The organism is Rhodococcus sp. C26F, from assembly GCF_053345925.1.
The window spans coordinates 46,199-60,631 of the sequence record NZ_JBKFBA010000008.1 but is presented as its reverse complement, the minus strand read 5'-3'; the positions used below and the strand labels follow the sequence as shown (position 1 = coordinate 60,631).

Genomic DNA, 14,433 nt, shown 5'->3' with positions numbered 1-14,433 from the left:
CACCGTGCGTCACCGCCGTAGGTGATGAGGGTGGACGCGGCGGCCACGGCGGCGAGGGCGGACATGGCCTTGTTGCGGGCCTCGGTGTCCTCGGCCTCCGGGTCGGAGTCGGCGACGATGCCGGCACCCGCCTGCACGTAGGCGACGCCGTCCTTGACGAGCGCGGAGCGGATCGCGATGGCGGTGTCGGCGTCGCCCGCGAAGTCGAGATAGCCGACGATGCCGCCGTAGATGCCGCGGCGGGTAAGTTCGAGTTCCTCGATCAGTTCCATCGCGCGCACCTTCGGCGCCCCCGACAGGGTCCCGGCGGGGAAACACGCCGTGACGGCGTCGAGGGCGTGCTTGCCCTCCGCGAGTCGCCCGGTGACCGTGGAGACGAGGTGCATCACGTGGCTGTACCGCTCGATGTGGCGGTAGTCGTGCACCTCGACGGTGCCCGGCGTGCACACCCGGCCGAGATCGTTGCGGCCGAGATCGACGAGCATGAGGTGCTCGGCGTTCTCCTTCTCGTCATGGACGAGGTCCTTCTCGAGCAGGATGTCCTCCTCCTCGTTCGCGCCGCGCCACCGGGTCCCGGCGATGGGATGGGTGGTGGCCACCCCGTCCGAAACCGTCACGAGCGCCTCCGGGCTCGATCCGACGATCGAGAAGGCCGTCTCGCCGTCCGGGCCGGGGATGTGGAGCAGAAACATGTACGGGCTGGGGTTGGACGCGCGGAGCATCCGGTAGACGTCGATCGGCTCTGCGTCGCAGTCGATCTCGAAGCGCTGCGAGAGCACCACCTGGAAGGCCTCACCGGCCTCGATGTCGCCGATCAGTTTGCGGACGTCCGTGCAGAACGACTCGGTGGTGCGCTGGCGGCGGTAGTCGGGTTCGGGCCGCGAGTAGGTCGCGACGGTGGCCGGTGCGGGCGCGGCGAGCGCCGCGGTCATCCGGTCGAGGCGGGCGACGGCGTCGTCGTAGGCCTCGTCGACGCGCTCGTCGGAGCCGTCCCAGTTCACGGCGTTGGCAATGAGCCAGATCATGCCCTCGTGGTGGTCGACGGCCGCGAGGTCGGTGGCCAGCAGCATCACCATCTCGGGGATCTGCAGATCGTCCTCGGCGAGCGTCGGCAACTTCTCGAGATGACGGACGACGTCGTAGCCGAGATAACCGACCATGCCGCTGGTGAGGGGCGGCAGTCCGTGGATGCGATCGGTGTGGAGCAACTGGAGGGTCTCCCCGAGGACGTCGACGGGGTTGCCACCCGTGGGCGCGCCGGCCGGGACGTTGCCGTACCAGGCGGCGTCGCCGTCGACGACGGTCAGCGCGGCCGGGCTCCCGGCGCCGATGAACGACCACCGCGACCACGACCGGCCGTTCTCCGCCGACTCGAGCAGGAAGGTTCCGGGGCGGTCGGCCGCGAGCTTGCGGTAGGCCGACAGCGGGGTCTCCGCGTCCGCGAGCACCTTGCGGGTCACCGGGACCACGCGGTGCTCGGCGGCCAGCTGGCGGAACTGCTCGCGGGTGGTCGTCGAATCGGAACGGCCGCCACCCGAGGAGTCGGTGGTGGCTGCGGGAATGGTGGTGGGCTCGCCGGACATGCGCCCCATCATCCCAGGGACCTCGTCCGGCTCTGCAGCCGCCGTCAGGCGACCTGGAACGAGCGCTTGGCCAGGCCCATCCAGAAGCCGTCGACGACCTGGTCGATGCCGCGGCCGGGGGCGTCGGAGGCACCGAGGGTGACGAACAGCGGAGCGAAGTGCTCGACCGTCGGATGCGCGTACGGCATGCCCGGTGCGCGGTGCCGGAAGTCGAGCAGCGCGTCGACGTCGCCGCGCGCGAGTTGCTCGGCGGTCCAGTGGTCGAACTCCGCGGACCAGCCCGGTGCGGGCGCCTCGGGCCGCGGGTCGCGCAGGAAGGGCAGACCGTGCGTGGTGAATCCCGATCCGATGATGAGCACGCCCTGCTCGCGCAGCGGACGCAGTCGTGCGCCCAGGTGGAGCAGGCGTTCCGGATCCAGTGTGGGCAGGGAGATCTGCAGCACCGGGATGTCGGCGTCCGGGTACATGACGGTCAGCGGGACGTAGGCACCGTGGTCGAGTCCGCGGTGCGGTTGCTGCACGACCGGTTCGTCGTCGGGCATCAGTGCCGCGACCTGCCGGGCCAGTTCGGGCGCGCCGGGGCTGGTGTAGGTCACCTCGTAGAAGCGGCGCGGGAAGCCGCCGAAGTCGTACACGAGCGGGGTGCCGGTGGTCGTCGACCCGATGGTCAGCGGAGCGGATTCCCAGTGCGCCGAGACCACGAGGATCGCTGTGGGTCGCGGCAGGTCGGCCGCCCAACGCTGCAGCTGCGAGACCCACAGTTCGCTGTCGACGAGCGGCGGGGCGCCGTGACTGAGGAACAGGGCGGGCGTGGTCGCGGAATCGATGGTCATGACATCCCCTCAAGTTGAAGCTTCAAGTATCATAGAGGAGAACCCGTCGCGCGGCCATTCTCATTCCCCGGCCGGGTGCGACAGCGAAACCGAACGAGCGAGGAGCAGGCATGAGCAACGAGGACCCGCGGTGGCTCGATCCGGCGCAGCAGAACGCCTGGCGGGCGCTCGTCTCCGTCGTCACGCGACTGCCGGCCGCGCTCGACACCCAGATGCAACGCGACTCCGACATGACGCACTTCGAGTACTTCGTCCTCGCACTGCTCTCCGAGAACCCCGAGCGTCGATTGCGTCTCAACGCCCTCGCCGCCGAGGCCAACGCGTCGCTGTCGCGGCTCTCGCACGTCGTCACGCGCCTCGAGAAGCGCGGCTGGGTTCGACGCGAACCGGTTCCGGGCAGTCGCGGTTCGTACGCAGTGCTCACCGATGCCGGCTACGACACCGTCGTCGAAGCGGCACCGAGCCACGTCGAGGCGGTGCGCAGGCTCGTGTTCGACGGCCTCGACGACGACCAGGTCCGCGCGCTCGCGCGCCTGGGCTCCGCCCTGGTCGAGCAGATCGACGAAGGGATCGCCGGCGGTATCGGCAAGGCCTGAGCCGCCGCTCCACGACCCTCCCGCGCCGTCACGTGGTGGGGCGGCTCCGCGGCACGTCCCGGAACGGGATGTTCGGGTCGTGGCTGCGCTCACGCGGCATGCCGAGCACGCGTTCGCTGATGGCGTTGCGCGCCATCTCCGTCGTCCCGCCCGCGATACACCACACCTGCCGCATCAGATGGTCGACACCGCGCTGCGCGACCGCACCGTCGGTCTCGTCCCAGGCGGCACCGTTGGCGTCGGTGAACTCGTAGCCGATGGTGACGAGCCGGCTCTCCACGACACCGGACATCAGGCGGGCGATGCTCGCGGCCTGATCCGACATGGTCCGCGTCGCCACGCCCATGGACACCCGCTGCTCGAGGGACTGCTTGACCAGTTCGAGCATCCGCGCCTCCCCGAGCAGGTCGCGGGCGAGTGGGTCGTCGAGCCGGCCGGCGTCGCGGGCCACGGCGAACAGCTCGGGCATCCGCGAGGCGCCGCGCGAGACCCCCGCCGGGATCGTCGTGTACGGCGAGTTCCGGTACATGCGTTCGTGGAACATCCATCGGGTGCCCACGGTCCAGCCGTCGTCGACCTCACCGAGCCGGTCACTGTCGGGGACACGCACGTCCGTCAGGAATTCCTGACAGAACTCCCTCGAACCGCTGAGCATCTCGATGCGATGCACCTCGACCGAGGGCTGCTTCAGCGGCACCATGAAGACGGTCAGACCCCGGTTCTTCGGGACGTCCCAGTTGGTGCGGGCCAGGCACAGCGCCCAGTCCGACCACCACGCACCGGTGGTCCAGATCTTCGATCCGTTGAGGATCCAGTCCTCACCGTCGCGGACCGCGGTGGTGACGGCCGCGGCGACGTCGGATCCGCCGCTGGGTTCGGAGAGCATCTGCATCCACAATTCCTCGCCCTTCAGGATGGCGGGGATGTGGCGGCGCTTCTGTTCCTCGGTCCCGAACTCGAGCAGCACCGCCGCGCACGGCACGAAGGTGGGCACCTGCAGGCAGGACGGATATTCGTAGCCGGCGAGTTCCTCGTCGAACACCTGCTGGTAGGCGCGTGGCAGCCCCTGCCCGCCGTACTCGCGGGGGAAGCAGATGCCGGCGAAGCCCGCATCGAACATCGCCCGCTGGATGTCGCGCTCGCGCCGGACGAGGGCCAGCTCCTCCTCGTCGGACGCCTCGGGGCGGAGCACCCCGATGTAGGCCGCCGAATCGGAGCGTTCCAGGTTGGCGTCGATCCACGCCCGCGCCCGCGCCCGGAACTCGTCGAGCGTCTCGGTCACGTCGGCCCTGTCCGAGGTGTCGAGCGTCATCAGGATGCCTGCCGGAGTTCGACGATGTCGGCGAGACGGGCACGATGTTCGGCCGGGGTGCCGAAGCCGGAGCGGTTCGCGGCGGCGCGTCGCGCGTAGAGGTGCAGGTCGTGTTCGTAGGTCACGCCGATCCCGCCGTGGATCTGGATGCAGTCCTGCACCAGCTCGCTGCCGTACTGCCCGATGTAGGCCTTTGCGGCACAGAGGAGTTCGTCCGCATCGGGGCTCGATGTCGCGACCGCTCCGGCCGCGCGGTCGGCGATGGCATGACTCGCCTCGAGCCAGGTCTTCATGTCGGCGAACCGATGCTTGAGTTCCTGATAGGACGCAAGCGGGCGACCGAAGGCATAGCGGTCGAACGCCCACGCGACGGTGAGATCGAAGACCGCTTGCAGCGCTCCGACGGATTCGGCGGCGGAGATCACGAGCGCGGTCCGCTGCGCGCGGGCGGCGTCGTCCGCTCCCCCGCCGGGTTCGCCGACGACGGAGCTCAGCGGCACGCGCACCTCGTCGAAGTCGACCGCGGCGTAGCGCCGCGTGACGTCGATCGACTGCAGTGGTGTGACGCTCACTCCCCCGGCGTCGCGGGGTACGAGCACGTTCGTCACGTCCTGCCCGGTCCCACCGGTCACGAGCAGGAGCTCGGCGGTGGCACCGGCTTCGACGGGGCGTTTGGTGCCGGTGACGACCACCTCGTCGCCGTCGATCAGGATCCCGACAGGCGCGGTGGCGGTCCGGCTGCCGGCGCGCGGTTCGTCCAGGCACCAGGCTACGGTGGCGCTGCCGGCGAGCAGCGCTGCCAGCGCTTCCTCGTGGTCGTTCCCGTATCGGCCGAGCATCTCCGCGGCGACGTTCGTCGGACACAGCGGCCCGGGGGCGGCGTGACGCCCGAACTCGTGGGCGACCAGCGTGAGATCGACGAGACCGAGACCGCTCAACGATCCTCCGCCGTGCTCCTCGTCGACGAGTAGGCCGGTCCATCCGAGTTCGGCTCCGGCGCGCCAGTAGTCGGCTGCGAAGCCGTCCGGATCGTCGCGGAGGCGGCGGATCCCGTCCGGCGGCACCTTCTCTGCGAGGAACCGTGCCGTGGTGTCGCGGAAGAACTCCTGATCCGGACTCGGATCCAACAACATGCGTGTCCCTTCACCCCGTCGTCAGAACATAGCGCTCTCAATACAGAGAACACTATTCTCATCGGATAAGAAAGGGGTACGCGAGGACGGACTCGGGTGGACCGAGTCGGTTCAGCCGAGCGGAGTTCCGCCCACGCCCCAGTTCTCGCGGGGCACCTCGGTGATCGTCACCCACACCGACGACGGATTCTTGCCCGAGGCCTCGGCGTACGCGCGGGTGACCGCGGAGATCACCTCGGCCTTCTGCTCGTCGGACAGGCCCGGCGTCTGACTGATCTGGATGAGAGGCATGCGGGCATTCTCGCAGCCCGTCGCACGGCCCGCCGATCGGTCCTGCGCCGTGTCCGTCACGGCACGATCCGGACCTCCGTCGTCCGCGGATGCTCGACGAGCGCGACCATCGCATCGACGAACGGGACACCGTCGACCGCCGGCGTCGAATAGTGCTGGTGCAGAGCGAAACAGCCCTCGATCCGGCCCGCGGCGCCCGTGGGGATCCGACAGCGGATCGACCATGTCGCACACGGCGTCGCCGGCGGCGCACACGGTGGCCACCGGAACGTCCCCGAAGCCCGCTCGCGCCCCGCTCGGCGAGATACCGGGCAGGGCGGCGGGCACCACGACCTCCGCGCCGGTCCCGGACGTCCGCGGATCGGCGATGAGCAGACCGGAGAGATCGGCCGGTCGGTCGGAGGCGTGCGCGAGGTCGGCGAGGACGTCACCGGCCACAGCGGCGCCCTGCGAGAAACCGACGATGCGCACCGCGGCCTCAGGGCACTCCGTCTGCGCCCGCACGACCTGCCGGTGGAGTTCGGCGACCGGCTACTCGGCGATCTGCGGTACCTCGAGCAGGACGTCGGTATCGAAGCAGGTGTGCGTGCCGGTGTGGCAGGCGGCGCCGACCTGGTCGACGACGAGCAGCACCGTGTCGCCGTCGCAGTCGAGACGCACCTCGTGCACGTACTGGGTGTGCCCGGACGTCTCGCCCTTGACCCAGTACTGCTGCCGCGACCGCGAGTAGTAGGTGGCCTTGCGGGTCGCGAGGGTGCGGGCGAGCGCCTCGTCGTCCATCCACGCCATCATCAGCACGGCGCCGGTGGCCCGCTCCTGCACGACGGCGGCGAACAGACCGTCGTCGTTGCGCTTGAGCCGGGCGGCGATCGCCGGATTCAGGATGCCGCTCATCGGACCGTGATCCCTTCCACGCGCATCGCGTCCTTGACCTGACCGATGGTCAGCTCCCGGAAGTGGAAGACGCTCGCGGCGAGCACCGCGTCGGCACCGGCCTGCACGGCGGGTGCGAAGTGCTCGACGGCTCCGGCACCACCGGAGGCGATGACGGGCACGTGCACATCCTTGCGCACGGCCTCGATCATCTTCAGGTCGAAACCGCTCTTGGTGCCGTCGGCATCCATCGAGTTGAGCAGGATCTCGCCGACGCCGAGTTCCTCGCCGCGCCGGGCCCACTCGACCGCGTCGATGCCCGTCCCGCGACGACCACCGTGCGTGGTGACCTCCCAGCCGCTCGGCGTGGGTTCCTTCCCTGCGGGCACGGTGCGCGCGTCGACCGACAGCACGATGCACTGCGACCCGAACCGCTCGGACATCTCGCGCAGCACCTCGGGCCGGGCGATGGCCGCGGTGTTCACTGACACCTTGTCGGCGCCGGCGCGCAGCAGACGATCGACGTCCTCGACGGTGCGGACGCCGCCTCCGACCGTGAGCGGGATGAACACCTGCTCGGCGGTGCGCGTGACGACGTCGAGCATGGTGCCGCGGTCGCCGCTCGACGCGGTGACGTCGAGGAAGGTCAGTTCGTCGGCGCCCTGTTCGTTGTAGAGGGCGGCGAGCTCGACCGGATCACCCGCATCGCGCAGGTTCTCGAAGTTGACACCCTTGACCACCCGCCCCGCATCCACGTCGAGGCACGGGATGACCCGCACGGCCAGCGTCATGTTCGATCTCCTTCGGAACCCAACTGCTCGGCCACGGACCGTTCCGTCGCCGACTGCACAATCTCCAGTATCTCGCCGTGCACTCCGGGCGCTGCAGCGACCACCGATCCGGACCCGATCCGCCAGGGCCGGCCCGCGAAGTCGGTGGCGATGCCACCGGCGGCCCGCACGAGTGCGACACCGGCGGCGTTGTCCCAGGGGTGGTGGCCGAACACGACGGCACCGCCGATCGCGCCTCCCGCGGTGAACGCGAGGTCGGCACCGGTGGAGCCGTGCATCCGCAGCCGGGCGACGCGCCGGCTCAGCTCGGTGATGACGGCGAGACGCCGGGTGCCGGGCACCCGACCGCGACTGTCGATGTCGAAACTGCCGACCGCGATCATCACGTCCTCGAGCCGCGCCGGTTGCAGCGGTTCGGTGGGCTCGCCGTTCACGAGCAGCGGCCCGTCGGCGATTCCCGCGAAGCGCTGATTCGTCAGCGGCAGCCACGTGAGGCCGAGGACCGGTTCGCCGTCCTCGACGAGAGCGAGGAGGATCCCGGCCATCGGCAGCCCGGCGGAGTAGTTGATGGTGCCGTCGATCGGGTCGAGCAACCAGACGGTGCCCTCCCCCGCGGACGGGCCGCCGAACTCCTCACCGTGCACGGGGATACCGGTGCGCTCGGCGAGGGCACCGGAGATCCGCCGCTCCAGTTCGAGATCGAGGTCGGTCGCGAAGTCGTTCGGTCCCTTGTCGACGGAACGCGGCGCACCGTGCCCGGCGACGAACCGTTCCGCGACCTCGTCGAGTACACCGCTCGCGACGGCGAGCAGCCGGTTCAGGTCTGCGGGATCGGTCATCGGTCAGCGCGAGACGGCGTCGAGCGCCTCGGTCAGCGTGAATCGGCCCGCGTACAGCGCCTTTCCGATGATGGCACCTTCGACACCCTCGTCGACGAGCGTCGCGATGGCACGCAGGTCGTCGACGGTCGAGACGCCACCGGAGGCGACGACCGGCGATTCGGTGGCCGCGCACACCTCGCGGAGCAGGTCGAGATTGGGGCCGGAGAGGGTGCCGTCCTTGGTGACGTCGGTGACGACGTAGCGCGAGCAGCCGTCGCGTTCGAGGCGCTCGAGCACCTCCCACAGATCGCCGCCGTCGGAGACCCAGCCGCGGCCGCGCAGCCGCCACTGGCCGTCGAGAAGCTTGACGTCGAGACCCACGGCGATCCGGTCGCCGAACTCGCCGATGACGCGCGAGCACCACTCGGGATTCTCGATCGCGGCGGTGCCGAGGTTGACGCGGGCACAGCCGGTCGCGAGGGCCGCGGCGAGGGTCTCGTCGTCGCGGATGCCGCCCGACAGCTCGACCTTCACGTCGAGTTCGCCGACGACGTCGGCGAGAAGTGCACGGTTGTCGCCGCGGCCGAACGCCGCGTCGAGATCGACCATGTGCACCCATTCGGCGCCGGCGTTCTGCCATTCGAGGGCGGCGTCGCGGGGCGAACCGTAGCCGGTCTCGCTGCCCGCCTCTCCCTGAACGAGGCGAACTGCTTCACCGTTGACGACGTCGACTGCGGGCAAAAGGACCAGGCTCACTGCGTACACATTAGTGCCTGTACCTGTGACATCGCCAAACGCGTGGCCGGGGCGCCGGGAAAGCGCCGTGCGTCATGCCGACCGTGCTGCGTCGAGGGCCCGGCAGGTCGGGGTCGGACGGCCGGTGTACTCGTCGACGGACCCCTCGTACAGCACGGTTCCGCCGTGCCGCCCCGGTCCCGGCCCGAGGTCGACGATGTGGTCGGCGTGGCGGATCACGTCGAGGTGGTGCTCGATGACGACGACCGTGTGCCCTCGGTCGACGAGACCGTCGAAGACGTGCAGGAGGGTGCCGACGTCCTCGGCGTGCAGGCCGGTGGTCGGCTCGTCGAGGACGTAGAGGGTCGGCGTCTTCACTCGTCCGAGTTCCTTGGCGATCTTCACCCGTTGGCACTCGCCACCGGAGAGCGTGTCGAGCGACTGCCCGAGGCGGAGGTAGTCGAGGCCCACCCCGGCGAGCGCACTCAGTCGGCGCGCAATCTCCGGGTGCGGCAGTTCCTCGAGGGCGCGACCGACAGTGAGGTCGTCGACATCGGCGATCGACAGGCCGTTCACGGTGTGCCCGAGCACCTCGGCGGTGAACCGGCGGCCGTGGCAGGTGTCGCAGACGACCTCGTGTCCTTCCATGAAGGCGAGGTCGATGTACACGACACCGGCCCCCGTGCAGGTCGGGCACGCACCCGCCGAGTTCGCGCTGAACAGGCTCGCCGGCACACCGTTGTGTTCGGCGAACATCCGCCGCAGGGCGGGTGCGATGCCGGCGTAGGTGATCGGGGTGGAGCGGCGATTGGTGCTCACCGGCCGCTGGTCGATCACCGTGGCGTCGTACTGGTCGACGAGTTCGGCTGCGAGACTGGACTTTCCCGATCCGGCGACGCCGGTGAACACGGTGAGCACCCCGGTGGGGATCCACACCGTCAGGTCGCGGAGGTTGTTGCGACACGCATCGACGATCGTGAGACGACCGGTCGCCTCGCGGGCGGGGTGACCGCGGCCGATGTCGCGCCGCAGCGATCGGCCGGTGGGAGTGTCGGCCGTTCGCAACCGGTCGAAGGTGCCCTGGAAGACGAGGCGACCACCGGACGAACCCGCACCGGGACCGATCTCGATCACCTGGTCGGCACGGGCCATCACGGCCGGGTCGTGTTCGACGACGAGGACGGTGTTGCCGCTGTCGCGGAGCCGTTCGAGGAGGTCGATCATCGACTCCACGTCGGCGGGATGCAGACCGACTGTCGGTTCGTCGACGACATAGGTCATCTCCGTCAGGCTCGATCCGAGGTGCCGGACCATCTTGATCCGTTGCGATTCGCCGCCCGAGAGCGTGGTGGTCGCCCGGGCGAGCGCGAGATAGCCGAGGCCGATCGTCACCATCGCCTCGAGACGGCCCACCAGTGCGGATACCACGGGTGCGGCGCGCGAGTCGTCGATCGTGCGCACGAACTCGAACAGTTCGGTGATCTCGAGGCGGGACAGCTCCCCGATCGTGCGGCCGCGCACGGTGACCGCCCGCGCGGCCGCGTTCAGCCGTTCTCCGGCGCAGTCCGGGCACGTCTCGGCGCGGGTGAAACGCCGGATGACGTCCTGTTTGCGTTCGGAGAGGTTGTCGGAGGTGTGCAGGTGGATGCGCTCGAACCTCTCGACGACGCCCTCGTAGCCGTCCGGCGGTTTGTGGCTCAGCGTCGCGGCGGCCTCGCCGCCGTAGAGCAGGGCCTCCCGCTCGGCGGGCGTCCACTCGCGCAGGGGTGTGTCCGCGTCGAAGGAACCGATGTCGGCGTACTGGGAGTACCAGTACCCGCCGTTGCCGAATCCGGGCACCAGGATCGCACCTTCGGCGAGGGACCGGTCGAGATCGAGGAACCGCTCGACTGCGCTGACGACGATCTCGCCGAGCCCCGAGCAGGTCGGGCACATCCCGGTGGGGTCGTTGAACGAGAAGCGGTTCGACTCGCCGAGGACGGGTGTGCCCGCGCGGGAGTACAGCAGCCGCAGGTAGGTCCAGGTGTCGGTGATGGTGCCGACCGTCGAGCGGGCGTTGCCGCCGAGCCGACGCTGGTCGACGACGATCACCGGCGTCAGACCGTCGATGTGGTCGACGTCGGGTCGCGTCCATTTCGGCAACCGATTGCGCGTGAACGGCGGGTACGTCTCGTTGAGCTGGTAGCCGGCCTCCGCGGCGATCGTGTCGAAGACGAGCGACGACTTGCCGGAGCCGGACACCCCGACGATCACCACGAGCCGGTTGCGCGGAACGGTCAGATCGACGTCGGCCAGGTTGTGGGTGCGGGCGCGGCGGATCGTGATCGCGCGGCCTCGCACTGCCGCCTCGGTGGTCGTGACGGTGGTGGTCATAGGTTCGACGCTACGACCGGTTGCGGCCGGATCCTGACCGCAACCGGTGGGAGTATGGCGCCATGGCGGACGTCACCGAGCGGATGCTCGCGTTGTTGTCGATCCTGCAGACCGGACGCGCGATCGGCGGGGACGAGCTGGCCCGGCGGCTGCAGGTGNNNNGCCGCCGGACGCTCCGCCGCGACGTCGACCGTCTGCGCGGCTACGGGTATCCCGTCGAAACCCGTTCCGGGCCCGGCGGTTTCTATCACCTCTCGTCGGGACGCTCGATGCCGCCGCTGGTGCTCGACGACGACGAGGCCGTCGCCGTGCTGCTGGGGCTCGGCGCTCTCGCTGCGACCGGACCGACCGAAGGTGGACTGGACGACGCCGCGACCCGCGCCTACGGCAAGCTCGACCAGTTCCTTCCCGCGCGGCTGCGCCCGCGAGTCGCGGCCGTCCGCAGCGCGGTGGAGACGAGTGCGCTGCAGGCTCCCAGCGTGTCGGCGGAGCTGCTCGGCACCGTCGCGGAGGCAATCGCACGGTGCGACACGCTCACCTTCGACTACGTCGACGCGCAGGGCTCGCCCACCTCTCGCCGGGTCGAGCCGTACAGGCAGGTGCACCACCTGCTGCGGTGGTACCTCCTCGGATGGGACGTCGACCGCGAGGACTGGCGTGTCTTCCGCCTCGACCGTGTGCGCGACCTGCTCCTCACCGGCAGCCGGTTCGCACCCCGCCCGCTTCCCGCCGGGTCCGCCACGGAATACCTGCGGCAAGGACTCCGGCAGGGGCGGACACCGGTACATCTGGACGTGGCGGCCTCGGCCACGCACGTCGCCGACGCGCTGAAGTACCAGGACGCCGAGATCCGCCCGACGGGTGACGACCGGACCGAGGTACACCTCGCGGTCGAGTCGTGGCAGTGGCTCGTCCTCGCGCTCGCCACCCTCGACGCCGACATCCGAATGCGCGCGGACCCGGAGATCGTGCGGTCCTGCGCGGTGTTCGCCGATCGTCTGCGCGCGGCGGCGCAGGACGCCGTCGTCCCCTCCGAGGACGGCGCGAGGTGAATCTGGGCGCGGCAGATCGATTTCGAGTCTGCACAGCTGCGTTACCGAACACCTCGCGCGCCCAACCGGGGTTCGCTACCGCAACACGCCGGGCGAAATCCGGTTCGGCGCGTCAGCTTCCGGGGCGGTCGTCCTCGGCGGGACCGAAGGCGCGGCGGGCCGACCGCGTCGACACGACACCCATCGCCACGACGGCCACCACGATGCCGACGAGTGCGATGACGAGCCCGACGACCGGCGTGGGCCGGACCGCCACCACGACGATCGCGGTGACGAGCAGGACGACGGTCGCCGCGCCGACGGACATCAGCGCGTGACGGCCGAAGGAGAACTCTCCGCTCGGCCGTCCGCGCCGCGGCTCGGTCACAACGAGCTGACCCAGTTCTGCAGCAACTGTGCGCCGGCGTCGCCGGACTTCTCCGGGTGGAACTGGGTGGCCGAGAGCGGACCGTTCTCGATGGCAGCGACGAAGCGGCTGCCGTGCTCGGCCCAGGTCACCTTCGGCGGGGCGAGACGCTCGGGAGCGTCGAGTTCCCACTTGCGGGCGGCGTAGGTGTGGACGAAGTAGAAGCGGGTGTCGGCGTCCATGCCGGCGAAGAGCACCGAATCGGCGGGAGCCTCGACGGTGTTCCAGCCCATGTGCGGCAGCACCGGCGCGTCCAGACGCTCGACCGTGCCCGGCCACTCGCCGCAGCCCTCGGTCTCGATGCCGTGCTCGACGCCGCGTTCGAACAGGATCTGCATGCCGACGCAGATGCCGAGCACCGGGCGTCCGCCGGCGAGGCGGGTGCCGATGATCTTGTCTCCGCCGACGCTGCGCAGGCCCTTCATGCACGCGTCGAAGGCACCGACGCCGGGGACGACGAGTCCGTCGGCGGCGAGCGCGATCTTCGGGTCGGCGGTGACCTCCACGTGCACGCCGGTACGGGCGACTGCCCGCGTGGCGGAGTGGAGATTGCCCGAGCCGTAGTCGAGGACGGCGACCGTGGTTGCGCTCATGATGTCGATTCTATGTGGTGGGACGGGGACGTTCCGACGGCCCGGCCAGTCGGGCCAGCAACGGCAGCGCCGGAACCAGGACGGCGGCCGCGGCGAAGGCCGCGGGATATCCGGCCGCGGCTGCCACCGCGCCGAGGGCGAACGAACCGGCGCCGGTGCCCGCATCGAAGCCGATGTTCCAGGCGGCGCTCGCCGAGCCGGTGTTGCCGGCCCCGGCGCGACGGAACGCGACGAGCAGCGCCTCGTTCTGCACGACACCGAAGCCGAAGCCGAAGGCGATCGCGGCGACGATGAGCAGTACCGCTCCCCCTCGGTCGTCGGCGACGAGTGCGAAGGGAATCATCGCCAGGCCCGCCAGGCCGAGACCGACGGGCAGCAATTTCCCGGCGCCGATCCGGTCGGCGACCGAACCGGCCGCGTACCGCCCGATCAGCGAGGACGCGCTGAGCACGGCCAACGCCGCCGCGACGGGCAGACCGGCGACCGCGATACGCAACAGCGAGGTGAGACCGCCGTAGGCGATCGCACCCGCGCCGACCGCGACCAGCGGGAACAACAGCACGACCGGAGGCACCCGTCGCGCCGTCCGGGATTGTTTCGCGGTCAGCCGTGGCAGACGGATCGCGGCGAGCAGACCGGCGGACGAGATGATCGCGCCGAGCACGAACACCGGCGTGGTGGAGAACCGCTCGGCAATCGCCAGCCCGGCGGGCAGACCGATCGTCTGGGACGCGGCGATGGCGATGCCGAGCATGCCGGTGGCCCGGCCGAGCAATCGCGGCGGCGCGAGTTCGCCGACGAGGGCGGCCGCCGCCACGGTGATCATGCCGAAGCCGATACCGCGCAGCGCGGAGATCCCGAGCACGGCCGCCGGAGCCATCGACACGAGGAACAGCAGCGACGGCGGCCCGAGGAACAGGCAGCCGGCCACGAGCGTCGCGCGGTGACCGAACGCGCGCAACAGTCGCGGCATCGCGAGCTGGGTGAGGACGGTGGTGAACATGAACACCGCCGTCACCGACCCGGCGAGCGTGTCGCTGC

Annotated in this window: 15 protein-coding genes and 1 pseudogene (1 of these 16 running past the window's edge); 2 read left to right on the top strand and 14 right to left on the bottom strand. The window is 70.2% G+C overall.

Annotation, left to right across the window (positions count from 1 at the left end):
- Together ACLBYD_RS11875 and ACLBYD_RS11870 are read right to left on the bottom strand one after the other, a co-directional pair.
- The coding region (locus tag ACLBYD_RS11875; RefSeq protein ID WP_447816587.1) for an anthranilate synthase component I at positions 1 to 1,583 on the bottom strand (1,583 nt) is incomplete at its 3' end.
- 44 nt (positions 1,584 to 1,627) lie between these two features.
- On the bottom strand, positions 1,628 to 2,416 hold the full coding sequence (locus ACLBYD_RS11870; protein ID WP_447816586.1) for a dioxygenase family protein: 789 nt from the start codon (positions 2,414 to 2,416) through the stop codon (positions 1,628 to 1,630).
- A gap of 110 nt (positions 2,417 to 2,526) precedes the next feature.
- On the opposite strand from ACLBYD_RS11870, the gene ACLBYD_RS11865 reads away from it, so the two are divergent.
- Positions 2,527 to 3,012, top strand: a complete 486-nt coding sequence (locus ACLBYD_RS11865) for a MarR family winged helix-turn-helix transcriptional regulator (protein WP_447816585.1) — start codon at positions 2,527 to 2,529, stop codon at positions 3,010 to 3,012.
- A gap of 28 nt (positions 3,013 to 3,040) precedes the next feature.
- On the opposite strand, the gene ACLBYD_RS11860 is transcribed toward ACLBYD_RS11865, so the two are convergent.
- The 9 genes and pseudogenes from ACLBYD_RS11860 to ACLBYD_RS11820 form a co-directional block, all read right to left on the bottom strand.
- Positions 3,041 to 4,324: an acyl-CoA dehydrogenase family protein gene (locus ACLBYD_RS11860; RefSeq protein WP_447816583.1), complete on the bottom strand. Its 1,284-nt coding sequence runs from the start codon at positions 4,322 to 4,324 to the stop codon at positions 3,041 to 3,043.
- Positions 4,324 to 5,457: an acyl-CoA dehydrogenase family protein gene (locus ACLBYD_RS11855; RefSeq protein ID WP_447816582.1), complete on the bottom strand. Its 1,134-nt coding sequence runs from the start codon at positions 5,455 to 5,457 to the stop codon at positions 4,324 to 4,326. Before ACLBYD_RS11855 ends, ACLBYD_RS11860 begins: the two co-directional genes overlap by 1 nt.
- A 111-nt stretch (positions 5,458 to 5,568) precedes the next feature.
- Entirely contained in the window at positions 5,569 to 5,748 is a 180-nt protein-coding gene (locus ACLBYD_RS11850; RefSeq protein WP_016935788.1) for a tautomerase family protein, read from the bottom strand.
- Positions 5,749 to 5,979: 231 nt separating this feature from the next.
- Positions 5,980 to 6,258 (bottom strand): annotated as a pseudogene (locus tag ACLBYD_RS11845) (PE-PPE domain-containing protein); the annotation flags it as partial.
- Between the two features lie 21 nt (positions 6,259 to 6,279).
- Positions 6,280 to 6,642, bottom strand: coding sequence for a phosphoribosyl-AMP cyclohydrolase (gene hisI, locus ACLBYD_RS11840; protein WP_447816581.1), 363 nt, complete (start codon positions 6,640 to 6,642; stop codon positions 6,280 to 6,282).
- Positions 6,639 to 7,412: an imidazole glycerol phosphate synthase subunit HisF gene (hisF, locus tag ACLBYD_RS11835; protein ID WP_447816580.1), complete on the bottom strand. Its 774-nt coding sequence runs from the start codon at positions 7,410 to 7,412 to the stop codon at positions 6,639 to 6,641. The genes hisI and hisF overlap by 4 nt, the downstream gene beginning before the upstream one ends.
- Positions 7,409 to 8,251, bottom strand: coding sequence for an inositol monophosphatase family protein (locus tag ACLBYD_RS11830; RefSeq protein ID WP_447816579.1), 843 nt, complete (start codon positions 8,249 to 8,251; stop codon positions 7,409 to 7,411). The genes hisF and ACLBYD_RS11830 overlap by 4 nt, the downstream gene beginning before the upstream one ends.
- 3 nt (positions 8,252 to 8,254) lie before the next feature.
- The gene (gene priA, locus ACLBYD_RS11825; RefSeq protein ID WP_447816578.1) at positions 8,255 to 8,989 is read right to left on the bottom strand and encodes a bifunctional 1-(5-phosphoribosyl)-5-((5-phosphoribosylamino)methylideneamino)imidazole-4-carboxamide isomerase/phosphoribosylanthranilate isomerase PriA; all 735 of its coding nucleotides are present in this window, start codon (positions 8,987 to 8,989) and stop codon (positions 8,255 to 8,257) included.
- 72 nt (positions 8,990 to 9,061) lie between these two features.
- Complete coding sequence (locus ACLBYD_RS11820) at positions 9,062 to 11,341, bottom strand: ATP-binding cassette domain-containing protein (protein ID WP_447816577.1); 2,280 nt, start codon at positions 11,339 to 11,341, stop codon at positions 9,062 to 9,064.
- A gap of 62 nt (positions 11,342 to 11,403) precedes the next feature.
- On the opposite strand from ACLBYD_RS11820, the gene ACLBYD_RS11815 reads away from it, so the two are divergent.
- Entirely contained in the window at positions 11,404 to 12,393 is a 990-nt protein-coding gene (locus ACLBYD_RS11815) for a helix-turn-helix transcriptional regulator (RefSeq protein ID WP_447816576.1), read from the top strand.
- A gap of 112 nt (positions 12,394 to 12,505) precedes the next feature.
- On the opposite strand, the gene ACLBYD_RS11810 is transcribed toward ACLBYD_RS11815, so the two are convergent.
- The 3 genes in view from ACLBYD_RS11810 to ACLBYD_RS11800 are tightly spaced (at most 10 nt apart) and all read right to left on the bottom strand, a layout consistent with a single transcriptional unit that may run on beyond the window.
- Positions 12,506 to 12,760 carry a hypothetical protein gene (locus ACLBYD_RS11810; RefSeq protein ID WP_024101216.1) on the bottom strand — a complete coding sequence of 85 codons (255 nt, stop codon included), beginning with the start codon at positions 12,758 to 12,760 and terminating at the stop codon, positions 12,506 to 12,508.
- Positions 12,757 to 13,392, bottom strand: coding sequence for an imidazole glycerol phosphate synthase subunit HisH (gene hisH / locus ACLBYD_RS11805; protein WP_447816575.1), 636 nt, complete (start codon positions 13,390 to 13,392; stop codon positions 12,757 to 12,759). The genes ACLBYD_RS11810 and hisH overlap by 4 nt, the downstream gene beginning before the upstream one ends.
- A 10-nt stretch (positions 13,393 to 13,402) precedes the next feature.
- Positions 13,403 to 14,433, bottom strand: the 3' portion of a protein-coding gene (locus tag ACLBYD_RS11800) for an MFS transporter (RefSeq protein WP_447816574.1). Its footprint extends 118 nt past the window's final position; 1,031 of the gene's 1,149 nt are visible here — the last part of the coding sequence; its start codon lies beyond the right edge, outside the window; the stop codon is at positions 13,403 to 13,405.